24 protein-coding genes are annotated in these 24,963 nt (G+C 71.5%); 14 read left to right on the top strand and 10 right to left on the bottom strand.

What is annotated here, in order from left to right; translation table 11 throughout:
- The first annotated feature begins 69 nt into the window (after positions 1 to 69).
- From ACI2LP_RS14650 to ACI2LP_RS14640, 3 genes are all read left to right on the top strand, one after another.
- Positions 70 to 1,902, top strand: coding sequence for a glycosyltransferase (locus tag ACI2LP_RS14650; protein WP_404724879.1), 1,833 nt, complete (start codon positions 70 to 72; stop codon positions 1,900 to 1,902).
- Positions 1,899 to 2,345 carry a hypothetical protein gene (locus tag ACI2LP_RS14645; RefSeq protein ID WP_404724878.1) on the top strand — a complete coding sequence of 149 codons (447 nt, stop codon included), beginning with the start codon at positions 1,899 to 1,901 and terminating at the stop codon, positions 2,343 to 2,345. The genes ACI2LP_RS14650 and ACI2LP_RS14645 overlap by 4 nt, the downstream gene beginning before the upstream one ends.
- Positions 2,346 to 2,449: 104 nt before the next feature.
- Positions 2,450 to 3,433, top strand: a complete 984-nt coding sequence (locus tag ACI2LP_RS14640; RefSeq protein ID WP_404724877.1) for a glycoside hydrolase family 26 protein — start codon at positions 2,450 to 2,452, stop codon at positions 3,431 to 3,433.
- 39 nt (positions 3,434 to 3,472) lie between these two features.
- Here the strand turns inward: ACI2LP_RS14640 and ACI2LP_RS14635 are convergent, their stop codons facing one another.
- From ACI2LP_RS14635 to ACI2LP_RS14625, 3 genes are read right to left on the bottom strand one after another with little or no spacing between them, the layout of a single operon-like run.
- Positions 3,473 to 4,270 (bottom strand): polysaccharide deacetylase family protein, encoded by a 798-nt coding sequence (locus tag ACI2LP_RS14635; RefSeq protein WP_404724876.1) that lies wholly within the window; start codon positions 4,268 to 4,270, stop codon positions 3,473 to 3,475.
- Positions 4,267 to 5,631, bottom strand: a complete 1,365-nt coding sequence (locus tag ACI2LP_RS14630; RefSeq protein WP_404724875.1) for a glycosyltransferase — start codon at positions 5,629 to 5,631, stop codon at positions 4,267 to 4,269. Before ACI2LP_RS14630 ends, ACI2LP_RS14635 begins: the two co-directional genes overlap by 4 nt.
- A gap of 12 nt (positions 5,632 to 5,643) precedes the next feature.
- Positions 5,644 to 6,720 carry a GNAT family N-acetyltransferase gene (locus ACI2LP_RS14625; RefSeq protein WP_404724874.1) on the bottom strand — a complete coding sequence of 359 codons (1,077 nt, stop codon included), beginning with the start codon at positions 6,718 to 6,720 and terminating at the stop codon, positions 5,644 to 5,646.
- Between the two features lie 326 nt (positions 6,721 to 7,046).
- Here ACI2LP_RS14625 and ACI2LP_RS14620 point away from each other — a divergent pair, with 326 nt between their 5' ends.
- Positions 7,047 to 8,252, top strand: a complete 1,206-nt coding sequence (locus tag ACI2LP_RS14620) for a cytochrome P450 (protein WP_404724941.1) — start codon at positions 7,047 to 7,049, stop codon at positions 8,250 to 8,252.
- 21 nt (positions 8,253 to 8,273) lie between these two features.
- Here the strand turns inward: ACI2LP_RS14620 and ACI2LP_RS14615 are convergent, their stop codons facing one another.
- Positions 8,274 to 8,969 (bottom strand): aspartate/glutamate racemase family protein, encoded by a 696-nt coding sequence (locus ACI2LP_RS14615; protein ID WP_404724873.1) that lies wholly within the window; start codon positions 8,967 to 8,969, stop codon positions 8,274 to 8,276.
- 103 nt (positions 8,970 to 9,072) lie between these two features.
- On the opposite strand from ACI2LP_RS14615, the gene ACI2LP_RS14610 reads away from it, so the two are divergent.
- Both ACI2LP_RS14610 and ACI2LP_RS14605 read left to right on the top strand, forming a co-directional pair.
- Positions 9,073 to 9,831: a hypothetical protein gene (locus ACI2LP_RS14610; RefSeq protein ID WP_404724872.1), complete on the top strand. Its 759-nt coding sequence runs from the start codon at positions 9,073 to 9,075 to the stop codon at positions 9,829 to 9,831.
- A 36-nt stretch (positions 9,832 to 9,867) separates the two neighbouring features.
- Positions 9,868 to 10,734: an SDR family oxidoreductase gene (locus ACI2LP_RS14605; RefSeq protein WP_404724871.1), complete on the top strand. Its 867-nt coding sequence runs from the start codon at positions 9,868 to 9,870 to the stop codon at positions 10,732 to 10,734.
- Here the strand turns inward: ACI2LP_RS14605 and hutI are convergent.
- From hutI to hutU, 4 genes are all read right to left on the bottom strand, one after another.
- The gene (hutI, locus tag ACI2LP_RS14600) at positions 10,713 to 11,879 is read right to left on the bottom strand and encodes an imidazolonepropionase (RefSeq protein ID WP_404724870.1); all 1,167 of its coding nucleotides are present in this window, start codon (positions 11,877 to 11,879) and stop codon (positions 10,713 to 10,715) included. The genes ACI2LP_RS14605 and hutI overlap by 22 nt on opposite strands.
- Before the next feature lie 164 nt (positions 11,880 to 12,043).
- Entirely contained in the window at positions 12,044 to 13,378 is a 1,335-nt protein-coding gene (locus ACI2LP_RS14595; RefSeq protein ID WP_404724869.1) for a formimidoylglutamate deiminase, read from the bottom strand.
- Complete coding sequence (locus ACI2LP_RS14590; protein WP_404724940.1) at positions 13,369 to 14,574, bottom strand: allantoate amidohydrolase; 1,206 nt, start codon at positions 14,572 to 14,574, stop codon at positions 13,369 to 13,371. Before ACI2LP_RS14590 ends, ACI2LP_RS14595 begins: the two co-directional genes overlap by 10 nt.
- 74 nt (positions 14,575 to 14,648) lie before the next feature.
- Positions 14,649 to 16,310, bottom strand: coding sequence for a urocanate hydratase (gene hutU / locus ACI2LP_RS14585; RefSeq protein WP_404724868.1), 1,662 nt, complete (start codon positions 16,308 to 16,310; stop codon positions 14,649 to 14,651).
- A gap of 118 nt (positions 16,311 to 16,428) precedes the next feature.
- Here hutU and ACI2LP_RS14580 point away from each other — a divergent pair, with 118 nt between their 5' ends.
- The 5 genes from ACI2LP_RS14580 to ACI2LP_RS14560 all read left to right on the top strand — a co-directional run bounded on the left by ACI2LP_RS14580 (position 16,429) and on the right by ACI2LP_RS14560 (position 19,952).
- Positions 16,429 to 17,757, top strand: a complete 1,329-nt coding sequence (locus ACI2LP_RS14580; protein WP_404724867.1) for a diaminopimelate decarboxylase — start codon at positions 16,429 to 16,431, stop codon at positions 17,755 to 17,757.
- A 137-nt stretch (positions 17,758 to 17,894) separates the two neighbouring features.
- Positions 17,895 to 18,275, top strand: coding sequence for a hypothetical protein (locus tag ACI2LP_RS14575; RefSeq protein ID WP_404724866.1), 381 nt, complete (start codon positions 17,895 to 17,897; stop codon positions 18,273 to 18,275).
- A 17-nt stretch (positions 18,276 to 18,292) separates the two neighbouring features.
- Positions 18,293 to 19,054 (top strand): transcriptional regulator, encoded by a 762-nt coding sequence (locus tag ACI2LP_RS14570; RefSeq protein WP_404724865.1) that lies wholly within the window; start codon positions 18,293 to 18,295, stop codon positions 19,052 to 19,054.
- A gap of 79 nt (positions 19,055 to 19,133) precedes the next feature.
- On the top strand, positions 19,134 to 19,520 hold the full coding sequence (locus tag ACI2LP_RS14565) for a roadblock/LC7 domain-containing protein (RefSeq protein WP_360883057.1): 387 nt from the start codon (positions 19,134 to 19,136) through the stop codon (positions 19,518 to 19,520).
- Between the two features lie 57 nt (positions 19,521 to 19,577).
- Positions 19,578 to 19,952: a hypothetical protein gene (locus ACI2LP_RS14560; RefSeq protein ID WP_404724864.1), complete on the top strand. Its 375-nt coding sequence runs from the start codon at positions 19,578 to 19,580 to the stop codon at positions 19,950 to 19,952.
- A gap of 88 nt (positions 19,953 to 20,040) precedes the next feature.
- On the opposite strand, the gene ACI2LP_RS14555 is transcribed toward ACI2LP_RS14560, so the two are convergent.
- Both ACI2LP_RS14555 and ACI2LP_RS14550 read right to left on the bottom strand, forming a co-directional pair.
- A complete protein-coding gene (locus ACI2LP_RS14555; RefSeq protein WP_404724863.1) occupies positions 20,041 to 20,877 on the bottom strand; it encodes a MurR/RpiR family transcriptional regulator in 837 nt (278 codons plus the stop codon).
- A complete protein-coding gene (locus ACI2LP_RS14550; RefSeq protein WP_404724939.1) occupies positions 20,874 to 22,379 on the bottom strand; it encodes an aromatic amino acid ammonia-lyase in 1,506 nt (501 codons plus the stop codon). The genes ACI2LP_RS14555 and ACI2LP_RS14550 overlap by 4 nt, the downstream gene beginning before the upstream one ends.
- 141 nt (positions 22,380 to 22,520) lie before the next feature.
- On the opposite strand from ACI2LP_RS14550, the gene ACI2LP_RS14545 reads away from it, so the two are divergent.
- From ACI2LP_RS14545 to ACI2LP_RS14535, 3 genes are read left to right on the top strand one after another with little or no spacing between them, the layout of a single operon-like run.
- Positions 22,521 to 23,654 (top strand): ABC transporter ATP-binding protein, encoded by a 1,134-nt coding sequence (locus ACI2LP_RS14545; RefSeq protein WP_404724862.1) that lies wholly within the window; start codon positions 22,521 to 22,523, stop codon positions 23,652 to 23,654.
- Positions 23,651 to 24,295 (top strand): ABC transporter permease, encoded by a 645-nt coding sequence (locus tag ACI2LP_RS14540; protein ID WP_404724861.1) that lies wholly within the window; start codon positions 23,651 to 23,653, stop codon positions 24,293 to 24,295. The genes ACI2LP_RS14545 and ACI2LP_RS14540 overlap by 4 nt, the downstream gene beginning before the upstream one ends.
- A gap of 1 nt (position 24,296) precedes the next feature.
- On the top strand, positions 24,297 to 24,959 hold the full coding sequence (locus ACI2LP_RS14535; RefSeq protein ID WP_404724860.1) for an ABC transporter permease: 663 nt from the start codon (positions 24,297 to 24,299) through the stop codon (positions 24,957 to 24,959).
- Positions 24,960 to 24,963: the final 4 nt, after the last annotated feature.

Below are 24,963 nucleotides of genomic sequence, written 5' to 3'. Positions count from 1 at the left end.
CACCAGCCAGCCACCGACGCCGGGAGACCTGTGGCCGCCCCCCACCACCAGGCCGGGAACGGCTCAGCAATGGATCTCGCCGATCTGCCCGCAGCCGACCACACGCGCTGGTCGGGCCCGCTGGGCCTTGCCGCCCCGCTTGTCGGCGCGCTTGCGCTGTGGGCGTACGCCGTGGTCCGCACCGACACCTCACGGCTCGGCGACTTCGGCCTTGTCGGGGCGCTGCCCGCGGCCTTCTGGATCGCGCTGGCGCTGCTGACGACGGGCTTCTGGATCTGCGTACGGGATCCGATGCGCGCGAGCCGATGGTCACTCGCGTACACGGTGGGCCTGATCGTGCTGGAGCGCGCCACCCAGGCGCTCGTCTACCCCACCCCGCTCTACTCCTGGGCGTGGAAACACGACGCGGTCATCGAGCATCTGCTCACGGCGGGCGGCCTGCAACGCGGCGACCAGCTCGGCGACATGGCGGTGTACGACCAGTGGCCCGGCTTCTTCGCCGCGCAGGCCGCGCTGGTGCGACTGACCGGTGTGGAGAACGCCGCGATGTACATGGCCTGGTGGCCGCTTCTGTCCAGCCTGCTGATGCTCGCACCGCTGCTGCTGATCTACCGCACCTTCACCCAGGACCGCCGGCTGATCTGGACCGCGGTCTGGCTGTTCTACGTCGCCAACTGGGTGGGGCAGGACTACTTCTCGCCGCAGTCGCTGGCGCTGGCCCTGTATCTCGGTGTGATCGCGATCGTGCTGAGACGCGGCGAGCGTCCGACGCGGGGCCGCCGATCGCGGCAGGCGCTGTGGACCGCCCTGCTCATCCCGCTGATCACCGCCGTAGTTATCTCGCACCAGCTCACCCCGGTGATGCTGGTGGCGTCTCTCGGCGTGCTGTGCGTGACCCGGCGATACCGGGACTGGACCCTGCTGGTCACGCTGCTGCTGGTGTTCCTGGCCTGGAATCTCACCGCCTCGCTGCCGTTCCTGCGCGAGGCGGTGCCCGAGATGGTGAGCTCCTTCGGCGATGTGAGCCACAACCTGGAGACGGGATACGGGTCGACGCCGACCGGCACCGGACCGGTGATCGTCTCGTGGGTCTGCCGGCTCCTTTCGGCCTCCGTACTGCTGCTGGCGCTGATCGGCGTGCTGCGCAGACGGGTGCTGCGGCATCGCGCCCGGCCGCTGCTGCTGCTCGGCGCGGTCCCGCTGCTGATGCTCGTGGCCAATGACTACGGCAGCGAAATGATCTTCCGGGTGCTGTTGTTCATGCTGCCGGGCGCCTGCTTCTTCGCGGCGTCCGCGCTGCTGCCCGACGTACGGCCGCTGGCCGCCGAGCCCGGCGGGCACGGGGCGCCGCAACCCGTGTCGGGCCTGCGCGCCGTGCTGCCCGGCGCCGCACTGCTCGCGCTCACGGCGGCGTTCGTGCCCAGCTACTCCGGCAAGGACCGGCTCAGTTACTTCCCGCCGCAGGAGGTCGCGCTGGTCCGGCAGGTCATCGACCAGGCGCCCAAGGGCTCTCTTGTCGTTGCCGCCCACCGCAACTACCCGCTCGCGTACGCTTCGTACTGGAATGTGCGGCATTACTGGTTCCTCGACGATGCCAAAAGCCACGTCGAGGAGATCCTGAGAGACCCGGCCGCAACCCTCGCCCGCGACATGGCCTCGGTCGAGCCGCCCGGCCGGGCATACTTCCTGCTCACCCAGGGCCAGATCGCCAACTCCGAGATGAACGGCATGCTCACGGGCGATCAGCTGCGGAGCATCCAGCAATCCGTCGCGGCCTCGCCGCTCTTCGAGCAGGTGGGCCGCAACAGCGCAGGTGCCGTCTACGAACTGAAGCACACGGAAGCCACCGAAGACGCCAAAGGCACCGATGGCACCGACAGCTCGGCGGGGAGGACCCCATGAGACCTCAGACGCTCGCGATCCGGCTGCTGCCGCCCTTCGTGGGCTGGTGCGCCATCGGCGCCACCGCCCTCCCCGCCGGATCCCCGCTGCGGGCCGCGCCCGTCGCCATGTTCCTGCTCGCCGGTCCCGGAGCCGCCGTCCTGCGCGTCTGCGGACCCGCCCTGACGCGTCATCGGGCGATAGGACCGGTGGAGAGCTTCGACCACGGCTTCGAACGGGACTCCGACCGACTTGAGCAGTTCGTCCTCGCGGCCCTGCTGAGCGTGAGTGCCGCCGTCATCAGCGCCACGGCGCTGATGGCCGCGCACGCCTTCAGCGGCCAACGGGTCCTGGTGCTGCTCACCCTGCTGACGATGCTCGCCGCCTGCTGTCCGCAGCTGCGCGGCAGCCGGACCAGGACCGCGCGGGCATCGTCACCGCCCGAGAAAGGCGCACCTCTGTGACGTTACCCCGACGCCCCTTTCCCGGGGCGCCAGGCATCCATCGCAGGCCGCACGACCGACGACGGCTGTGGGCCGTTTCCACAGCTCTCCTCAGTGTGTTGCTGGTGGGCGTACTCGCCCTGAAGTCCTCCGGAACAGGCGACTCCAACCCTTCGGCGAACAGCCCTCAATGCCGCCCGACCAAGCTTCTGGTGCCGCGCTGCGGCGCCTGGTTCGGCGCCTATGTACGGCACAGCAAGCCCGACCTCGAGAAGAACGTCCTCGCCTACGAGAAGCGCATCGGCCGCACGCTGGACATCGTGTACACGTACCACGACATGTCCCTCGGCGGCCTGGAAGGACAGCTGCTGACCGAGCAGGAGCAGCACGTCGGCAAGAAGCGGATGCTGCTGCTGTCCTGGGAGAGCAAGCGGTGGAACGGCAGCCCGGCCGAGCAGCCGCGCTGGAGTCAGATCGCCTCGGGGGCGCTGGACAAGAGCGTGATCGACGTCCAGGCCAGGCGGATCACGGCGTACGGGAAGCCGCTCTTCCTCTCCTTCGACCTGGAGATGGACACCCGTACCCCGGCCAGCGGCACACCCGAAGAGTATGTCGCCGCCTACCGGCACATCCATGACCGGTTCCGCGAGCTGGGTGTGACCAATGTGGTGTGGACCTGGATCATCACGGGCTACACCGGCCACAGCGAGCTGTTCCGGGGGCTCTATCCGGGCGACGCGTACGTCGACTGGATCGGCTACAACCAGTACAACTACTACCGCTGCCACAAGGCGCAGTGGCAGAGTTTCGCGCAGACCCAGACGGCCTCGCACGACTGGATCCGCGAGAACATCTCCGCCGGCAAACCACTGATGCTCTCGGAGTTCGGCACGGCGGACGAGCCTTCGAAGCCGTCCGCGCAGGCCGAGTGGTACGAGCAGGTGCCGCGCGTGGTGAAGCGACTTGAGGGCGTGCACGCCGCGCTCCAGTGGAACTTCCGCGACCCGGGCCCCGGCTGTGATCTCTCCCTTGCCAGGGACGAGTCCTGGAAGAGCCTGCGCAAGGCGGTCTCAGACCCGTACTTCAACCAGGTCAGACCCGGATCCTGACGGCCGTGCGGTTCGTCGGCCGATCCGTCGGCCGATCCGTCAGCCCGCGAAGACCGGGCCCTTGACGGCGGCGCGGGCGCGCCGGAAGAGCCGGTACCCGATCGTCGGAAGCGAGTCGGGATACGGCGCGACCGGCGCGCCACGCCCGTCCATCCACGCCTCGATGTCCGCCACCGTGTGGCCGCGGCGCAGGATGAGGCGGGCGATGCGGTACGACTCGTCCGTCCCGGAGCTCAGCGCATGCCGTACGGCCACGGCCGAGGCGTAGCCCGCGCCGAGAGCGGCCTTGCGCACCGCTCGGCTGTTGTAGCCGTGCGGATAGGCGAGATGCGCCACCTCATGGCCGAGCAGGTCCTCGAGCACCGCCTTGGGCTCGCGCAGTTCGCGGCGCAGAGCCCGGGGCGGCAGAGTGTCCAGCTGCGGGTGGGTGACGGTGTGGGCGCCGACCTCCAGGCCGTACTGCTCGAGCAGCGGCGCCTGCGAGAGCGTCATCATCGGCGCGGGCGGCAGCAGACTGCACCGGCCCGGCGTGATCGCTCCGGTGGTGAGGTACGCGGTCGCGGGCAGCGAGCGGGAGGCGAGCGCCTCGGCGGTGGGGCCGGGCAGATCGGCGAAGCCGTCGTCGAAGGTGAGCACGACGGGCCGGTCCGGAAGCACTGAGTTGCCCGCGAAGTGCCCGGCGAGCGCACTGATCCCGACCGGTGTGCGGCCGCTGTCGACGATCGCGTCGAGCTGCGCGCCGAAGTCCTTGGGTGTGACGGTGAATTCGGCGATCCAGTCGGGCGGATCGTCCGTCACGGCGTGGTAGAGCAGTACGGGAATCCGGGGTGTCGTCATCCGTCCCCCTGGGGTCTGGCCCGCTGGTCCCAGGGCAGCGGCAGGCCCCGGACCCTGCGGCGTGCCTTCGCATACCCGAGGGGCCCGGCGAGCATGCCGCGGCGCTCGAGCCTGGAGAGATGGCGCGGCCATGGGTAGTCCTGCGCGCCGTGCCCGCCCGGCCCCGCCGCTCCCGCCGCGTCGCGGTGGGCGGTGATCGTACGGGCGTGGGCCAGTCCCCGGGGGAGCTTGCGCAGCAACGAGGGCAGCATGGCGGGATGGCGGGCGAGTACGGCGGTGAGATACGCGGTCAGGCCGGCGCCGTATCCGTACGCCTGGTTCTTCAGGTCCTGCCAGGTCTCCCGGTGGTGGTGCCAGACCAGCGCTTCGGGCGTGTAGCGCAGCCGGTGCCCGGCGACGAGGACGCTGACGAAGGCGTAGAGGTCGTCGCCGCCCCTGGCGGGGGTGCCGGTGCCGGTGGCGGGGTCGAAGCCGCCGATGTCGCGCAGCGCCGTGGCCCGGAAGGCCATGTTGGCGCCGGAGCCGAAGCTGCCCGCGGTGAACGGGAAGAGCGGCTCGTCTGCGGGCGGGTGCGCCGGATCGTACTCGCGTGCCGCAAAGCCCTTGGCGAAGCCGCCGTGGCTCTCCAGGAGGATCTGCGCGGGCGTGCGCAGCCGGGCGGGCAGGATCAGCCCGGTGGCGCAGCCGAGCCCCGGATCGGCGGCGAAGGGCGCGGTGAGCGCGGTGAGCCAGTGCGGGTCGGCCACCACGTCGTCGTCGGTGAAGGCGATGACCGCGCCGTCGGCGACGGCGATGCCGCGGTTGTGGGCCATCGCGAGACCGGGCACGGACTCGCGGGCGTACCGGACGCGCTTGCCGTATTTGCGCTCGACGAGGTCCTGGGTGGCGCTGGTCGCGGGCGCGTTGTCGACGACGACGATCTCGAAGTCGGGGTGGTCCTGGGCGAACAGCGAGTCCAGCGTGCGGGCCAGCTGGTCGGCGCGCTCGCGGGTGGCGACGACGACGCTGGTACGCGGCAGATCGCCCTCAAGGCGCCCGGCATCCCGTGGTTCCTGCGGGCCGGGGGCGTCGTCGCCGAGCGCGTTGTCTCCGGGCGGGGCCGTCGGCTCGCGGCCCGCGAGCTTCGCGCGGGCCGTGGCGGCGACGGCGTCCGCGGGCTGCTTTCCGGGCGGGACACGGCAGACGACGGTGGCGACGGGCCGGCCGCGCAGGCGCACGAGGGCGTAGACGTCACCGCCGCGGACGGCCGGTCCGCCCGGCAGGGCGGGGCCGAAGCTCAGGACGGCACCGTCGGGCCCGTCCAGGTCGAGCTCGGTGACCTGGAGCTCGGCCGGCCGCGGTCCGAGCGGTGTGCTTTCCATGGCTCTCCCCCGTCACTGGCCGCGGAGCCGGCCGATCTGCTTCAGCGTCTGCTGCGCGTATCCGGCGAGCCGCGGCCGGTTGCGTACGAAGCTGTGTGCGAGGCGCGAGGGCTCACGGCTCATCCAGTACAGGGCCGCCCGCGCCCCCGGCCGTACCGAGGAGCCTTCGTGCACCCGCAGCTCGCCGGTCTTCAGCGCGTCCTTGTACTCCGAGGACCCGCGCCCCAGGTCGAGCATCCCGATGCCCTCCGCGGCGGCGGACTCGGCCATCCGCAGATGCAGGATCAGGCCCGGTGAGTACTTGGCGAACTCCGGGTCGTACGCGGGAAACCAGCAGGACAGGACGGTGCGCGAGCGCAACCCGAAGTGTGCGGCGACGGGCCGGTCGGCGACGTACAGCACGGAGAGCACTCCGGTGCAGCCGGGCGTGCGCGTCTCGTGCAGCAGCCGGACCAGGGTGTTGATCCACTCCTTGGCGAAGCGGTCCCTGCGGCCGGTCCTGCGGTACTGCGCGGACTTCCACCCCATCAGTGTGCGCAGCGCGGCCGGGTCGCGCTCGTCGAACACGAACCGCACCTCGCCGGCCTGCCGCCCCAGCTTGCGCTCCTTGGCGAGGGTCGTCCTGAGGAACTTCGGCGACTGGGCGCGCAGCACCTCTTCGTACGCCGCATAGCCCGCGCCGACGTCGATGACGGGCGAGGTGAACTCCTCGGCGGCGGACGGAACGAACAGTGCCTGGTCGGCTTCGAGGTTGTCGAACTCCCAGGCGGACAGCGCGCAGGCGCGCAGCAGCTCGCGGGGCGCGACGCGCACGCCGGGGCGCAGGGCGGCGCCCTGGCAGTCGGAAACGCCCAGGCCTATCGCCCGGCCGTGGCCGAGTGGCCCGCGTTCGTACGGGAAGAAGCCGGCGGGCTGTCCGTCCTCCCAGAGCACGGCCACTCTGGCGGCGGGCCGCACCCGGCCGACGGCCAGGGTGAACTCGGGCTCCATGAACGGGTTGGCGGGCGCCCCGCTCTTCGCGCGCAGTTCTCGCCAGGCCTCTATCTCCGCCTCGGCAAGATCGTCGGGTTTCACCACATCTATACGCACAGCACTGCGGACACCGCTCAACTCGACCCCCCGGTCCTCCCCTTTGAGCCATTCCCCAATACAGGACGGTACCGGTCCATATACCGACAGGATAGGGAGCGTCACCCCTTTTGTGACGGATCCGTGAAGGAGTCGGGAAGGCGGGATACGGATGATGTCCGAGTGACGGAGGGAGGTGTACTCCGCCCGCGATCCGGTCTTCGGCGGGCGGCGGCTCCAGGCCGGTGACATGCTGCTCATCGGCCCCGCCCCGACCAGCCGGAGCCCCCGCCCAACGCGGAGTCAGGAGAGCTCAGTTGACCACTTCACGTGATGTGCCGCACCGGATGGACCCGGCCGGCGGCTGCCCGCACTCGGACAACGCCCGGCTGCTCGCCGCGGGACCGGTCGCCGAGATCGTGCTGCCCGGCGACGTACCGGGCATGGCGGTGCTCGGCCATGAGGCGCTCCGGGAATTCCTCGCCCACCCCGATGTCGCCAAGGGTGCGCAGCACTTCACGGCGCTGCGCGACGGGCGGATACCCGACGGCTGGCCGCTGAAGACCTTCGCGACCGTACAGGGCATGACCACCGCGGACGACGCGGACCACCGGAGGCTGCGTTCACTGGTGAGCAAGGCGTTCACGGCCCGCCGGGTGGAGGAGCTGCGGCCGCGGATCGAGACGGTGACGACCCAGCTGCTGGACGACCTGGACGAGGCGGCCGCGGCGGGTGACGGCGTGGCCGATCTGCGTACGCGCTTCGCGCTGCCGCTGCCGATGGGCGTCATCTGCGAACTCCTCGGCGTCGACGCCGAGTTCCAGGACCGGCTGCACCAGCTGTCGAACCAGGTGGTGAGCACCTCCATCGGCCCCGAGGAGGCGATGGCCGCGAACCGCGAGATGGTCGCCGTCCTCGCGACGGTGACCCAGACCCGGCTGGAGAACCCGGGCGACGACCTGACCAGCGCGCTGCTCGCCGCCCGTGAGGAGGACGGCGACCGGCTGAGCCCGCACGAGCTGATCGGCACCCTGCTGCTGATGATCATCGCCGGACACGAGACCACGCTGAATCTGATCACCAACGCCGTCCGTGCCCTGTGCGGCCACCGCGACCAGCTCCATCTCGTGCAGTTGGGCAAGGCGTCCTGGTCGGACGTGGTCGAGGAGACGCTGCGCTGGGACAGCCCGGTCAGCTACTTCCCGTTCCGCTACCCGACCCGGGATCTCACGCTCGACGGGACCCTGATCCCCAAGGGCACGCCGGTGCTTGCCGGTTACTCGGCGGCCGGCCGCGACCCGTCCGCGCACGGCCCGGACGCCGACCGCTTCGACATCACCAGGACGGGCGGGGCCCGGCATCTCTCGCTGGGGCACGGCCCGCACTACTGCCTGGGCTCGCCCCTGGCGCGGATGGAGGCGACGATCGCGCTGGAGCGGCTGTTCACCCGCTTTCCGGAGCTGGACCTGGCGGTCCCGGAGGCTCAGCTGCGTCGGCACGCGAGCTTTGTGGGCAACAGCGTGCGGGAGTTGCCGGTTCGGCCCCGGGCCTGAGCCGCATGCCGTGGGCGGGCGTCAGCGCCCGCCCAGAGCGGCGTTCACGGCGGCCTCGGCATGCAGCCGGGTCGTCGGGAACACCGGCACCGGGCTGTCCTTCGCCCCGATGAGCAACTCGATCTCGGTGCACCCGAGTACGACACCTTCCGCCCCCGCGGCGACGAGCTTGCCGATGACGTCCTGGTACGCGGAGCGGGACTCCTCCCGTACGACTCCGCGGCACAGCTCCTCGTAGATCACCCGGTGCACCAGCGCACGCCCGTCGGCGTCGGGGGTCAGCACCTCGAGGCCGTGCCCGGCCAGCCGGTCGCGGTAGAAGGCCTGCTCCATGGTGAAGGCGGTCCCGAGCAGCCCGACCCGGGTGAGTCCCTCGGCGCGTACGGCATCGGCGGTGGCATCCGCGAGATGCAGCAGTGGCACGGAGACGGCGGCCTCCACCTGGCCCGCGACCTTGTGCATGGTGTTGGTGCAGATCAGCAGGAGGTCCGCGCCCGCCGCCTGGAGGCCTCGGGCAGCGTCGGCGAGGATCTCACCGGCGCGCTCCCAGCCGCCCGCGACCTGGAGCTCCTCGATCTCCGCGAAGTCGAGGGAGTGCAGGATGCAGGGGGCGGAGTGGAGACCGCCGAGCCGCTCCCGTACGAGCTCGTTGAGCAGCCGGTAGTACTCAGCGCTGGATTCCCAGCTCATGCCGCCGATCAGCCCGATGGTCTTCATCGCCCCACTGTGCCACGCGGCTCGGCCGCCCTTGTAGCAATTAACAAAATATAATGAAAGTGACAAAAGACCCGTTCTCGGGGGCTCTCCTGTGGGAGGCACCATGATGGCGTCGCACAACGCAGAACCTGCCCAGCCCCTCCAGCACCGAGACCTCTGGCCCGGGATAGCCGGTCTCGGGGCCGCGGGGCTGCTGATCGCCGGGTATGTGCTGTGGTGGGACACCCCCGACGTGAGTGGCAGCGGCGCGCTTCGGAGGGTCTTGTTCTTCTACCTCAAGGAGAGCAACCGGGACGCTTCCGAAGCCACGGCGTTCATCCTGCTCGCAGCAGGGCTGCTGTTCCTGTTCTTCCTGGTGGCCCTCTCCCGCCTTGCCGGGAACCGCTCGCACCTGGTGCTGGTGGGAGGGACGGTCTTCGTGGCGTTCCTGATGGTCGCCGCGCTCGCCGGGAACATCTTCGCGATCACGGTGAACCACACCGATGTCTTCCCGGTGCTGCCAGGGACTTCGCTGATCGCGATCCTGCTGCTGAACGTGGCGTACGGCGCGGTCATCGCGGCGATGGCGGGCGCGGCGGTCATGCTGTTCGCGGTCTGGCGCGCGGCGCAGGACAGCCATGCCATCCCGGCCTGGCTCGGCTGGTCCGGCCTGGTGGTGGCGGTGCTCTCGCTGGCGGGACCCTTCAGCGCATGGTTGACGCCGGTGCTGCTGGCGGCGTGGGTGCTGGGGGCGAGCGTGGTGCTGATCCTGAACGCGATCGAGAGCAGGCGCGAGGGGCAGGAGGGTCAGAAGGGGAAGCCCGAGGCTCCTGCGGGCCCGCCGCCTCCGCAGGCCGAGGGTGGGGGGCTTGGGCCGCCGTAGCCTCGGGAGCAAGCAGCACGACGAGAGGACGCGCCCATGACCCCACTCATCGCCGTCACCGGAGCCGGTGGACAGATCGGCGGGCGTCTCGCGCGGCGGCTCTCCGAGCGAAGGGTGGGGGCGCGGCTGCTCGGGCGTGATCCCGGACGGCTGCCGGAGCTCGCCGGGTGCGTCAAGGCGCCGCCCGCGTCCTACGGGGACGGGGATGCCATGCGGCAGGCGGTCGACGGGGCCGGCGTTCTCTTCCTGGTGTCGGCGCACGAGTCGGCCGACCGGGTACGGGAGCACATCAGCGCCGTGGACGCGGCAGCCGCGGCGGGGGTCGAGCGGATTGTGTACGTCTCGTTCCTGGGGGCCGCGCCGGACGCCACGTTCACCTTCGCGCGCGACCACTGGCACACCGAGCAGCACATCCGCGGCACGGGTCTCGCGTACACCTTCCTGCGGGACAGCCTCTATCTGACCGCGCTGCCCGCCATGACCGGCGCGGACGGGGTGATCAGCGGTCCTGCCGGAGACGGGAGGGTCGCGGCGGTGGCGCACGAGGACATCGCCGATGCGGCCGCTGCCGTACTGCTCGGGGACGGGCACGACGGAGCGACGTACGACATCACCGGGCCCGAGGCGCTCACCCTCGCGGAGGCCGCCGCCGAGCTGAGCCGCGTCACCGGGCGCGAGATCCGCTATGTGCCTCAGACCCGCGAGGAGGCGTACGCCTCACGTGCCGGATACGGAGCCCCGGAGTGGGAAGTCGCCGGGTGGGTGTCCTCGTACGAAGCCATCGCCGCCGGTGAGCTGGCCACGGTGTCCGATGCGGTACCGCGGCTCACTGGACATCCGGCGATGTCCTTCGCCGACTATCTGACGCTGAATCCGGGCAACTACCGGCACCTCTTGCCCTGACGCCACACGTGCGACACGAGCGGCACGCCCGGCCGGTACGCGAGGTGGACATGGCTCGGCGCGTCGAGCAGTACGAGGTCGGCTCGGGCGCCGGGGCTGATGCGGCCGACGTCGTCCCTGCGCAGGGCCGCCGCGCCGCCCGCGGTCGCGGACCAGATCGCCTCGTCCGGGGTCATCCCCATGTCCCGTACGGCAAGGGCGATACAGAAGGGGACGGAGGACGTGAAGGACGAGCCCGGGTTGCAGTCCGTGGACAGCGCGACGGTCGCGCCGGCGTCGAGGAGACGGCGGGCGTTCGGCCACTCGGCGCGGGTGGAGAACTCCGCGCCGGGGAGCAGCGTGGCGACGGTCGCGCTGCCGGCCAGGGCGTCGACGTCCGCGTCCGTGAGGTGCGTGCAGTGGTCGGCGGACGCGGCGTCGAGCTCGACGGCGAGCTGCACGCCGGGGCCGTGGCCGAGCTGGTTGGCGTGCACGCGGGGGTGCAGGCCCTTGGCCTTGCCGGCGGTGAGGATCGCGCGGGCCTGGTCGCCGTCGAAGGCGCCCTTCTCGCAGAAGACATCGACCCAACGGGCGTACGGAGCACAGGCGTCGAGCATCTCGCCGGTCACGAGGGCGACGTAGCCGGCGGGGTCGTCGGCGTACTCGGGCGCGACGATGTGGGCGCCGAGATAGGTGACCTCGTCGGTGTGCTCGGCGGCGATCCGCAGGGCGCGGGCCTCGTCCTCGACGGTCAGCCCGTAGCCGGACTTGGTCTCGAAGGTCGTGGTGCCCTGGCGCAGCGCCTCGTCGAGGTAGCGCGTGAGATTCGCTTCGAGCGCCTCGTCGGTGGCGGCGCGGGTGGCGGCGACGGTGGTGCGGATGCCGCCTGCGGAGTAGGCGCGGCCGGACATCCGGGCGTTGAACTCCTCGGTGCGGTCGCCCGCGAAGACGAGGTGCGAGTGCGAGTCGACGAAACCGGGGATGGCGGCGCGGCCGCGGGCGTCGTGGGCCTCGTCGGCGCCGGGGGCGGCGGCGGCTGGGCCCACCCACGCGACGCGGGTGCCGTCGAGGACGACGGCGGCGTCGTGGATGAGGCCGAGGGGGCCGGTGCCGAGGGCGGGGTCGTTGGTGACGAGGCTGCGGATGTTGGTGATAACGGTGCTCATGGGTTCCTCTCCGGGGGTTGTTTCCCCTACCCGCCCCTTCCCGTAACCGGGGCTCCGCCCCGGAGCCCCGGACGCCCTTCGGGCGTGTCCTCAATCGCCGGACGGGCTTGATTCTCAAGCCCCCAGGTACGGGAAGGGGCGGGGTGGGGGAAGAAAACACGGCCTCACGACCGCAGCGCGCCGATCGACCTCGCCAGCGCCTGCGCAACGTCCGGGATCAGCGCGTGCACCCCGTCCCGCACAACCTGCCGGCCTCCCACAATCGTGTGGCGTACATCCGCCGACGTCGCCGCGAACACCGCCGTCTCGACCGCCAGCCGCGGCAGCGGACCCGCCGTACGGACCGAGTCCAGCGCCACCGTCGTGAAGTCCGCGAGCGCGCCGGGTTCGATACGGCCCGCGTCCGGGCGGCCCAGCGCGGCGTGGCCGTCCGAGGTTGCCGCGCGGAGCAGGGCCGCCGCTGTCCAGTGACCCCGGGTCCGGGTGCGCAGGCGTTCGTTCAGTTCCATCGCGCGGGCCTCTTCGAGGAGGTCGATCACCGCGTGGCTGTCGGAGCCGAGGGAGAGCGGGGAGCCCGCGTGCTGCAGGGCGACCGCCGGGCCGATGCCGTCCGCCAGGTCGCGTTCCGTCGTCGGGCACATGCATGTGCCGGTGCCGGAGGAGCCCAGCAGCGCGATGTCCTCGTCCGTCAGGTGCGTGTTGTGGACGCCCGTCGTACGTGGGCCCAGCACGCCGTGGTCGGCGAGCAGCCGCGTGGGGGTGCAGCCGTGCGCCGCGAGGCAGGCGTCGTTCTCCGCGGTCTGCTCGGAGAGGTGGACATGGAGCGGGGCCCGGCGGGCGGTGGCCCATTCCGCGACCGTGCCCAGCTGCGCGGCCGGGACGGCCCGTACGGAGTGGATCGCCGCGCCGATCAGCGCATGGTCGCTGTCCTTCAGGGCGGAGACCCGCTCCGCCCATGCCTCGGCCGTGCCGTCGGAGAAGCGCAGCTGGTGCTGGTTCGGCGCCTGACCGAAGCCTGACGAAAGATACGCCGTGTCGAGCAGCGTGATCCGGACCCCCGCATCCGCCGCCGCCGCGATCAGTGCCTCGCCCATCGCGTTCGGGACGGCGTACGAGACGCCCCCGGGAGCGTGGTGCAGATAGTGGAACTCGCCGACGTTCGTGATCCCCGCCAGCGCCATCTCCGCGTACACCGCTCGCGCGAGCTCGAAGTACGTCTCCGGGGTGAGCCGCGAGGCCACCTGGTACATCACCTCGCGCCACGTCCAGAACGTGCCGGAGCCCACCTGGACCGTGCCGCGCAGGGCCCGGTGGAAGGCGTGGCTGTGCGCGTTCGCGAGGCCGGGGATCGTCAGGCCGCGCAGGACCTGGGCGCCCTGCGGCGGGGTCTCGACACCCGTGCGTACGGCCGTGATCCGGCCGTCCGCCACCTCCAGGGACACGCCCGGCTCGACATTCGTCTCGAGCCAGGCCTGCTCCGCCCAGTACGTCAGCTGCACGCCAGGCCCTCCAATACGTCGGCGAGTGCGAGCACCCCGGCCACGCAGTCGTCCTCGGCGGCGAACTCCGCCGGGGAGTGCGAGACGCCCGTCGGGTTCCGTACGAACAGCATGGCCGTCGGGATCGAGCCGGACAGAATGCCCGCGTCGTGGCCCGCGCCCGTGCCGAGCACGGGGACCGCACCGCCCAGGATCTTGTTCAGCTCGTCGCGCAGGGCGTGCTCGAACTCGACCACGGGTGTGAAGGACTCCCGTACGACCCTCAGATCGATACCGTCCCGCTCGGCCCGTTCCTTCGCGGCCTGTTCGATCGCGGCGACGACCGTGTCCAGCGTTCCCTGGTCGGCGGCGCGCGAGTCGAGCCAGCCGCGCACGAGGGACGGGATCGCGTTGACGCCGTTCGGCTCGACGGCGATCTTGCCGAACGTGGCGACCGCGCCCGCGAGTTCGGCCTCGCGGCGCGCCGCGAGGACCGTCTCGGCGTACGTCAGCATCGGGTCCCGGCGGTCCACGAGGCGGGTGGTGCCCGCGTGGTTGGCCTCGCCGTGGAAGTCGAACCGCCAGCGGCCGTGCGGCCAGATCGCGGAGGCGATGCCGACGCGGTCCCCGGACAGGTCGAGCGCCCGGCCCTGCTCGACATGGAGCTCGACGAACGCGCCGATGCGGGCGAGGCGTTCGGGGTCGGGGCCGATGCGCGACGGGTCGTACCCGGCGCGCTCCATGGCCTGCGGGAGGGTGGTCCCGGCGCCGTCGCGCAGCTCGTACGCCGCCTCGCGGGTCAGCTGCCCGGAGGTGAGCCGGGAGCCCACGCAGGCGAGTCCGAAGCGGGCGCCCTCCTCGTCACCGAAGTTGGTGATGGCGAGCGGGCGGGTGAACTCCGCGCCCCTGCCCCGGAGTTCGTCGAGGGCGGCGAAGGAGGAGACGACGCCGAGGGGACCGTCGAACGCGCCGCCGTCGGGTACGGAGTCGAGGTGGGAGCCGGTGACAACGGCGTCACCGGCGGTGACGTCTTTGTATGTCGCAGTACCGAGCCAGGCCCACTGGTTGCCGTTGCGGTCGACCTCGTAGGCGAGGCCGCGGGACTCGGCCTGCGCCTGGAACCAGGCACGGCAGTCACGGTCGGCCTCGGTCCATGCGTACCTCCGGTACCCGCGGGTGTCGGCGTCGCGCCCGATCGGGGCGAGGTCGCCCCACATCCGGTGGAACGAATCCCCGGCCGCGCCGGTGCCGCCCGATGCGGGCGTACCGGCTGGATTGACCGCGTCCGACGTCACGCGTCGCCCTCCTGCATCGGGACCCGCACACCGCGCTCGTCCGCGACCGACTCCGCGATGTCGTAGCCCGCGTCCACATGCCGGATGACACCCATGCCCGGGTCGTTCGTCAGCACCCGGCGGATCTTCTCGCCCGCGAGCTTCGTGCCGTCCGCCACGGAGACCTGGCCCGCGTGGATGGAGCGGCCCATGCCGACGCCGCCGCCGTGGTGGATCGAGACCCAGGAGGCGCCCGAGGCGACGTTGACCATCGCGTTCAGCAGCGGCCAGTCGGCGATCGCGTCGGAGCCGTCGAGCATCGCCTCGGTCTCGCGGTACGGGGACGCGACCGAGCCGCAGTCCAGGTGGTCGCGGCCGATGGCCAGGGGGGCGGCCAGTTCGCCGGACGCCACCATGTCGTTGAAGCGCTCGCCCGCGCGGTCCCGCTCGCCGTAGCCCAGCCAGCAGATACGCGCCGGCAGGCCCTGGAAGTGGACGCGCTCGCCGGCCATCTTGATCCAGCGGTGCAGGGACTCGTTCTCCGGGAAGAGCTCGAGCATCGCCTTGTCGGTCTTGGCGATGTCCGACGCCTCGCCGGACAGCGCCGCCCAGCGGAACGGGCCCTTGCCCTCGCAGAAGAGCGGCCGGATGTACGCGGGTACGAAGCCGGGGAAGGCGAACGCCCGGTCGTAACCGGCCAGTTGGGCCTCGCCGCGGATCGAGTTGCCGTAGTCGAAGACCTCCGCGCCCGCGTCCATGAAGCCGACCATCGCCTCGACGTGCCTGGCCATCGACTCACGCGCGCGCTGGGTGAAGTCCGCGGGCTTCTCCGCCGCGTACGACGCCATGTCGTCGAAGTCGACACCGATCGGCAGGTAGGCGAGCGGGTCGTGGGCCGAGGTCTGGTCGGTCACGATGTCGATGGGCGCCCCCTCGGCGAGCATCCGCGGCAGCAACTCGGCCGCGTTGCCGAGCAGGCCGATGGAGAGCGGCTTGCGGGCGTCGCGGGCCTCGACAGCGAGCTGGAGGGCGTGCTCCAGCGAGTTCGCGCGCACATCCAGGTACCGGTGCTCGATACGGCGCTCGATCGCGCGCGGGTCGACGTCGATACAGATCGCCACGCCGTCGTTCATCGTCACAGCGAGCGGCTGCGCGCCGCCCATGCCACCGAGGCCGGCGGTCAGGGTGATCGTCCCGGCGAGCGTGCCGCCGAACTTCTTCGCGGCGACGGCGGCGAACGTCTCGTACGTGCCCTGCAGGATGCCCTGCGTGCCGATGTAGATCCAGGACCCGGCCGTCATCTGGCCGTACATGGTGAGACCGAGGGCCTCCAGCCGCCGGAACTCCTCCCAGTTCGCCCAGTCGCCGACCAGGTTGGAGTTGGCGATGAGCACGCGCGGCGCCCACTCGTGCGTCTGCATGACGCCGACCGGACGGCCGGACTGGACGAGCATGGTCTCGTCCTGCTTCAGCGTCCGCAGCGTGCGCACCATCGCGTCGAAGGAGCGCCAGTCGCGCGCGGCCTTGCCCGTGCCGCCGTAGACGACGAGCTTGTCGGGGTGCTCGGCGACCTCGGGGTCGAGGTTGTTCTGGAGCATGCGGAGGGCGGCTTCCTGCTGCCATCCCAGGGCGCTCAGTTCCGTACCGCGCGGTGCCCGTACGGGGCGGGGTCCTGACATGGCAATGCCTCCTCGCGACTGCGACCATCACTGTTGGCGGTTCTATTCACATCCTGAGGCTCTGAATAGTCTTAGTCAACAGCTGCGGTGCGGCCGCTCGGATGATTGGCTGGCCGACATGCCTTTCGACCGCCGTGATCAGGCCGTACGTGCAGCAGTCGAGCAAGGCCTTCTCAGCGAGGCTCAGCCGGTCGCCGCCCTCCTCGACGTGGCCGGAATCCGCGCCTCGGCCGCCGCGCTGCGGGCCGCTTTCGCCACCGTCACCGACGCCCCCGTGCTGCACGCCTTCGCCGTGAAGGCCGCCCCCCTCGTGCCCGTACTCGCGCTGCTGCGGGCCGAGGGCATCGGGACCGAGGTGGCGAGCCCCGGCGAGCTGGCACTGGCCCGCGCGGCCGGCGTCCCGCCGTCCCGTACCGTCCTCGACTCCCCCGCCAAGACCCCCGCCGAGCTGCGCGAGGCCCTGGCGCTCGGCATCGCGGTCAACGCCGACAACCTCTCGGAGCTCGAGCGCATCGACGCCCTTGTCGCGGCGACGCCCACCACGTCGCCGCTCGGGCTGCGCGTCAATCCGCAGGTCGGCGGCGGCGCGATCGGGGCGCTGTCCACGGCCACGCCGACCTCGAAGTTCGGTGTCGCGCTGCGCGACGAGGGAGCCCGCGACCTGGTCGTACGGGCCTGTCTGGACCGCCCCTGGCTGACCCGGCTGCACGCCCACTCCGGCTCCCAGGGCATGCCGCTGACCCTGATGGCCCAGGGCATCCGGACGGTGTACGAACTCGCCGAACAGATCAACGCGGCGGCCGGGCGGCAGCAGATCGACACCGTCGACATCGGCGGCGGCCTCCCGGTCAATTTCGCAACGGACGAGCAGACCCCGACCTTCGTCCAGTACGCACAGCTGCTGAAGGAGCTGGTCCCTGGGCTGCTCGACGGGCGCTACGGCCTGGTCACCGAGTTCGGCCGCTCCCTGATCGCCAAGCACGGCACCGTGCTGGCGCGCGTGGAGTACGCCAAGAGCGCGGGCGGCCGCGCCATCGCGGTGACCCACGCGGGCGTCCAGGTGGCGACGCGCACCGTCTACGACCCGGTCTCCTGGCCGCTGCGCATCGCCGCGTACGACTCCGAGGGCCGTCCGAAGGCCGGTGCGGCCGTCGAGCAGGACATCGCGGGGCCGGCCTGTTTCGCGGGCGATCTGCTCGCACAGGCGCGGCCGCTGCCGCTGCTCGAACAGGGCGATGTGATCGCGGCGCTGGACACCGGCGCGTACTACTTCTCGAACCACTACGGCTACAACAGCCTTCCGCGGCCCGGTGTTTACGGCTTCTTCGACGACGGTGACGCGGCGGTGCGGTTCGCGACCGTACGGGCTCCGCAGAGCACGACGGAGATCGTCGCGGAATCGGGCGGCGCGCAGCCCGGCGCACTGGTCACACCCGGACACGCCTGAGCCCGTACGCTAGCGGTGCCGGGGCATGTTCCGATGGAAAATGCCCCAACTCCCCTCATCCGCAGCCACGTTGCGTAACCTCCTCGTCACTGCGGCACATCAGTGCGTGGAACGCCGTGGCGGGGAGGGGAGTCGGCGTGCGCGGAATCGACGAGTGTCTGCTGGAAGCCATGCTGGTGCCGGGCGCGCGCGGCGCGGCCATCGTGGACTGGATCAGCGGGCTCGCGCTCGGCACGGTCGGTGAGGCGCCGGGCAGCGACCACGAGGCCACCGCCGCGGAGACGGCCGAACTGGCCAGGATGGCCAACGAGTACACCGCGTTCGCGCCCGAGGAGTCCGGGCCCACGGTCGAGGACCTCATCGTCACCACCCGCGCCAACTATCACGTGGTGCGTTTCGTCGAGACCGGCTTCGACAGCAGCGTGTTCCTGCATCTCTGGCTCGACCGGGACATGGGCAATCTCGCACTGGCCCGGCTGCGCCTGAAGAACCTCGCCGAAGGGCTGGTGCTCCAATGAGAGCGGCCGTTTCCCCGATGCTCGTCAGACTCGCGGACGAGCGGGCCACGGGCGTGCTGGTACGTGACGGCGGCACCCTCTATCTGGCCGACGGCCAGGTCGTGCACGCCGAGAGCCCCGATGCGCCCGGACTCGACGTCCTGCTGACCGCGAGCGGCCGGCTGCGGCCCGACAACTGGGCGGACGCGGTCGCACAGGCGGCCTCGCGCCGCGAGGTCGGCCGCTATCTGGTCGACAGTGGCCAGGTGGCGGACGGCGAGCTGGAGATCTGCCATCTCGGCGCGCTGTTCGACGCGGCCTTCTTCGCGCTGGCGCGGGCGAGCGGGCCCTCGCGCTTCCGCTACGGGGTCGCCCACTGGATGGGCCGGGTACGGCCGGTGCCCACCCGGGTCGTCGAACGCGAGGCGCTGCGGCGCAGCCGGCTGCTGGACTCCGTATGGCCCCACCCGGCAGTCGACACCGCCCCCGTGGAGCGCCGGCCGGACCCCGCGGGGCGGGCGCTCAGCCCCCGCCGGCAGTCGCTGCTGGACCTCGCCGACGGTGTGCGCACCCCGGCAGCCATCGCGCGGGAGCTGGGGCGCCCTGCCTTCAACACCCTGATCGAGGTACGGAGGCTGGCCGCCGCCGGGCTTATCGGGACGCCCGACGGGTCCGGGACCCCGGCGCCCACCGGGTCCGCCGCCCCTGCCGCTGCCACTGCCGAGGCCACCGAGCCGCCGTCCGTCCTGGACTCCGCCCTGCTCCGCCGGCTCCGCGATGCACTGGAGGCAACCCTGTGAGGCAGCGCACCGTCCACCAGATCCCTTTACCCCCGTCATGAGGCGCGCGATGAGGCTGCGCGCCGAGAGGAGAGCGCTCATGACGGCCGAGGCCGACGTGCTCGCTGAACTGAAACGGCTGCGCGTGCACGTGCCGCAGCTCACCGGCGCACTCGCCGCCAGCTCGGACGGTCTTGTGCTGGCGGCGGACACCGCGGAGGCGGAGAGCGTCGCCGCACTGACGGCCGCCGCCCTCGGCGTCGCGGTGCGGCTGACCGAGGCGACCGGACAGGGGGGCTTCCGCGAGCTGCTGGTCCAGGGCGAGCGGGGGTACGTCGCGACCTACGCGGCGGGCTCCTCGGCCGTCCTCACCCTCCTGGCCGAGCCACGCATCAACGTGGGTCGGCTCCACCTCGAGGCCCGCCGCTCCTGCTCGCGCATCGGCGAGCTGGTCGACGGCGCCCTCGAACGACCGGAGAACACCTGACCCATGACCGACACACCATCACGAACACCCAGCAGACGGAAAGGAAGTGCGCATCTCATGGCCAACACCGAAAGCGCCCTCAAGGAAGCCATCACTGTCATCGACGGGGCAATCGGAGCCGCGCTCGTCGACTACAGCAGCGGAATGGCCCTCGGCACCGTGGGCGGCGGAAAGGACCTGGATCTTTCGGTGGCTGCGGCGGGCAACACCGATGTGGTGCGCGCCAAGGTGCGCACCATGGAGCAGCTCGGGCTCAAGGACGGGATCGAGGACATCCTGATCACGCTCAGCACCCAGTACCACATGATCCGGCTGATGAAGGGCCGCGGGGCCAACGGCCTGTTCCTCTATCTGGCACTCGACAAGGACCGTGCGAACCTCGCGATGGCCCGCCACCAGCTGAAGAAGATCGAGGCCGAGCTGGAGGTCTGACCGCCCGCAGTCCGACGGCCCGGCCGTCCGCCCCCGGGGCCGGACGGCCGGGCCTTCCGGCGCCGCGGGAGCGGGGACGCAGGAGGACCTACTCCGCGAACAGGCCCCGCGCCGCCGCCTTCGCGTCGAAGTCCTCCAGCCGCGCCTGCGCGTCCGGCAGGTCGTCGCACATCGCCTCCAGCAGCACCCGGCCCAGCAGCATCGGTGCGCACGCCGTGTCGAAGGCCAGGCCCGTGCCGACCGCCGCCGGGATCAGCAGATCGCTGTGTGCCGCCACCGGGGCGAAGGCCGAGTCCGCGACCGTCACGACCTTCAGGCCCACCGTGCGTGCGTACGCCAGGGACTCCACGACTTCCTTCGGATGCCGCGGCAGCGCAAAGCACATCAGCGCGCTCGCACCGGCGCGGCGGGCCGCGTCGATGCGGTCGGCGAGCATCGTGCCGCCCTCGTCGAGGAGGCGTACGTCCGGGTGGACCTTGGCCGCGAAGTACGCGAAGCCGCGCGCCTGCGAGGACGCGGCGCGCAGGCCGAGCACCGGAAGCGGGCGGGACGCGGCCAGCAGCCGGCCGGCGCGCTCCACCGGTGTCAGGTCGGCGAGCAGCTCGGACAGCTGGCGCAGGTTCTCGATCTCGGCCTGCACCGCCTGCTGGTACTCGTTGAGGCCGCCCTGGTCCGGCTCGCTCTCGGCGGGTGCGACCTCCCGCAGATGCTTGCGCAGCGCCGGATACCCGTCGAAGCCGAGTGCGACGGCGAAGCGGGTGACGGACGGCTGGCTGACCCCGGCCAGCTCCGCGAGCTCCACGCTGGACAGAAACGGCACATCGCCCGCCCGGCGCACCATGCTGTGCGCGATCCGCCGCTGCGTCGGGGTGAGCCGATGGCCCTCGAAGAGCTGCTGCAGTCGTGCGGCAGGGCTGTCGTTCATGCCGTCCCCCTCGTCAGTTCGGTCATCAGGTCGGTGAACCGGTCGAGCAGCGCCACCGCCCCCGTCACATCATCGGTCAGCGGCCGGTCGGCCAGTTCCTCGTCGAGGACCGTCTCGGCCAGTTCGAAAGCCCGGCCGACCGGGAGTTCCGGGTCGGGCCGCAGGTCGCGCTGACGCAACGCCCGTACCGCGGCGACGAGTTCACAGCCGACGACGAGCCGGTAGGCGCGCCCCGCCCGCAGCGTCTGCCGCGCCGCCAGCGAGGCGAAGCTGGCCTGCTCCTCGACGCCACGGGACAGTACCGCGTGGCCGAGCGACGCGGGCGCGGAGAACGCCCGCAGATCGCCGAGGGCGGCGCCCGCCGCGTACTCGAGGATCATCACGCCGGAGCTGGCCGCCTCCGCGTCCGCGAGGAAGGGCCGCAGCCGGGTGAAGGCGGGCTCGTTCAGGGCGGAGAGCCGGGAGGTGGACAGCCGGGCCGTCTGGGTCAGCGCCAGCCTGAAGTGGTCAAGGTCCAGGGCGAGTTGGGCCATGTAGAAGCCGCCGTGGTGGTACGCGGCGAGGTCCGAGGGGCGGATCAGCGGGTTCTCCGCGGCCGCGTTGATCTCGACGGCGAGGGTCCGCTCCAGGGCGTCCGCCGCGTCCTGCGCGGGCCCGTGGATCTGCGGGAGGCAGCGGAATCCGTACGGATCCTGGATCCGGCCCAGCGGCGGGGTCGGCCGCTCCGGTGCGCCGAGCAAGTGCCGCATCCGGGCCGCGACGGCGTACGTGCCGGGGTGCGGGCGGGCCGCGTGCACCGGTTCGGCGTAGGCCTCGTAGGAGCCGTCGACCGCGAGCAGGGAGAGGGCGGCGACCAGCTCGGTGGCCGAGACGAGGGCGCGCAGCTCCTCGAGTGCGAGCGCGGCCTGGCCCAGGGTGAGGGCGTTTGAGCTGATCAGGGCCAGGGCGTCGTTGTTGTCGAGGGCCTGCGCCTCGGGGGGCGGGCCGCCCTGCCAGGGATGCTCGCCGGCCAGCGCGAGGCCCATCTGGGCGAGCGCCGCGATGTCGCCGGTGCCTACCGAGCCGAATTCGTTGACGAGGGGGTAGGCGCCGGTCTCCAGCGCCTCGCAGAGCGCGGTGATGACGCCCGGCCGCAGTCCGGCGCCGCCCGCGAGGAGCTGGTTGGCCCGCACCGCGAGCATGGCACGGACCTCGCGGGCGGGCAGCGGTTCGCCGATCGCCCCGGCATGGGAGCGCAGCAGGCGCAGGCCGTGGTCGGCGGCGGCCTCGGTGGGCACGTCCTCGTTGCGGTTCGCTCCGACGCCGGTGGAGCGCCCGTAGACGCGGCCGGACGCGGCGAGCTCGCGCGCGACGTCCCAGGCCACCTCGACGCGCTTCATCGCCTCGGTTCCGGGGACGGGACGGGCCGCGCCGTCGGCCAGCCGAACGATGTCCGCGACCGGGAGGCTCTGTCCGTCGAGGACCACGATGCCGGTGGGTGAGTCCACCATGTGGGACGACATCATGCGCAAACCCCTCCTTTTCGGACGGATTGTCTTGCCTTCCGAGCATCCCTGACGAGCGATTCACTCCGAGGCATTGACAACTTATTCAGGTACCGAGAACTCTGCATGACTATATGCAGGCCGGGCAAGGGACCACTGATGATCAAGTTCGAAGCAGTGAACAAGCGCTTCCCCAACGGCACGACGGCAGTCCACAACCTGAGTCTGGAGATGGCCGACGGTGGTATCACCGTCCTCGTCGGATCCTCCGGATGCGGTAAGACCACCACCCTTCGCATGATCAACCGGATGGTCGAGCCGACCTCCGGCACCATCCACGTCGGCGGCAAGGACGTGCTGACGCAGGACGCGGCACAGCTGCGCCGCTCCATCGGGTACGTCATCCAGCAGTCGGGGCTCTTCCCGCACCGCACGATCCTGGACAACATCGCGACCGTGCCGCTGCTGCTGGGCTGGGGCCGGAAGAAGGCCCGCAGCCGCGCGGCCGAACTCCTGGAGACGGTCGGCCTCACCGCCGAGTCCGGCAAGCGCTACCCGCACCAGCTCTCCGGCGGCCAGCAGCAGCGCGTGGGCGTGGCCCGGGCGCTGGCGGCGGACCCGCCGGTGCTGCTGATGGACGAGCCGTTCGGCGCGGTCGACCCGGTCGTCCGCACCCAGCTCCAGGACGAACTGCTGCGCCTTCAGCAGGAGTTGGGCAAGACGATCGTCTTCGTCACGCACGACATCGACGAGGCGGTACGGCTGGGCGACCGGATAGCCGTGTTCCGCACGGGCGGCCATCTGGTCCAGTGCGCGACCCCGGCGGAACTGCTGGCCCGCCCGGCGGACGAGTTCGTGGCGGACTTCCTGGGCGCGGAACGGGGTCTGAAGCTGCTGTCGCTCTCCACCCTGACGGACGTCCCGCAGAGCCCGGCCCCCGAGGGCGGCCGCTGGGAGCTGGTCCTGGACTCCGCCCGTACCCCGCTCGGCTGGCTCGACCGGGACGCGGGCGAATCCGAAACCCTGGTCCCGGTACGCCCGTTGCGCGACGGCGACTCACTGCTCTCGGCACTGAACGAGTCGGTGGCCTCGCCGACGGGCCTGGTCGCCCGGGTCGACGCGGCGGGCGCTCTGACGGGCGTCACCCCGCGGGACGTGATCCACGCCCACGCGGGCGACTGGCACGCCTCGGCATCGAGCGGCACCACGGCCTCAGCCGCGCCGGACACCGCCGCAGGGAACGGCGCCTTGGGCACCGCGAGCACCGTCACCCCCAAGGGCGGCGCCTCATGACCATCCAATGGTCGTGGATATCCGACCACGCGTCCGATCTCACCACCCTCAGCCTCTCCCACCTACAGGCCGCCCTCACCGCCGTCCTGTTCGGGCTGCTCATCTCCCTCCCTCTCGCCGTCCTCGCCCACCGCGTCCGCCCCCTGCGCGGATTCCTCCTCGGGCTCTCCAACGTCCTGTTCACCATCCCCTCCATCGCCGTCTTCGTGCTGCTCCTGCCCGTCTCCGGGCTGACCCGCACCACCACCGTCATCGGCCTGACGATCTACACCCTCGTCGTGCTGCTCCGTAACACGGTCGAGGGCCTGGACTCCGTACCCGCCAGGACGAAGGAGGCGGCCAAGGCAATGGGCACCCGCCCGCTGCGCACCCTCCTCACCGTCGAGCTCCCCCTCGCACTTCCCGTGATCATGGCGGGCGTACGGATCGCCACCGTCATGTCGATCTCACTCGTCTCCGTCGCCACCTACATCGGAGACGGCGGCCTCGGCCAGCTCTTCACCGACGGCTTCCAGCGCAACTTCCCCACCCCCGTCGTCGTCGGCGTCGTCCTCACCCTCCTCCTCGCGCTGATCGCGGACGCGCTGCTCGTCGCCGTGCAGTACGTCCTCACCCCCTGGACCAGGAAGGGCAGGGCCTGAGATGTACGAGCTCTTCAAGGACCTCGGCTCCTGGCTGACCAGCGGCGAGCAGTGGTCCGGCAGCGACGGGATCGCCCACCGCCTCGCCGAGCACCTCCAGTACTCGCTGCTCGCCACACTCATCGCCGCCGTGATCGCGCTGCCGATCGGCCTGCTCATCGGGCACACCGGCCGCGGCGCGTTCCTCGCCATCAACCTCTCGTCCTTCGGCCGCGCCCTGCCCACCGTCGGACTCGTTGTCCTCGTGTTCCTGGCGAGCGGCCTGTCCATGACGCCTGTGTACGTCGCGCTGGTCGCCCTCGCCGTCCCGTCGATCGTCACCAACACCTACGCCGGGATGAGTGCCGTCGATCCCGAGGTGAAGGACGCCGCCCGTGGCCAGGGCATGCGCGGCCACCAGGTCCTCCTCCAGGTCGAGATCCCGCTCGCGCTGCCGCTGATCATGACCGGGCTGCGGCTCGCTCTCATCCAGGTCGTGGCGACGGCCACCATCGCCGCGTATGTGAGCTTCGGCGGCCTCGGCCGGTACGTCTTCGACGGCCTCGCCCAGCGCGACCTCGTGCAGGTGCTCGGCGGCGCCGTCCTCGTCGCGGTGGTCGCCGTCGCACTCGACCTCGGCCTCGCCGCCCTCCAGCGCGTCCTCTTCAGCAACCGCCCCGCGTAAGGAC

The organism is Streptomyces sp. NPDC019890, from assembly GCF_044903445.1.
In the GTDB taxonomy this organism is placed as follows: domain Bacteria; phylum Actinomycetota; class Actinomycetes; order Streptomycetales; family Streptomycetaceae; genus Streptomyces.
The sequence above is the reverse complement of the archived record's forward strand: the minus strand, read 5'-3'. Positions and strand labels throughout refer to the sequence as shown.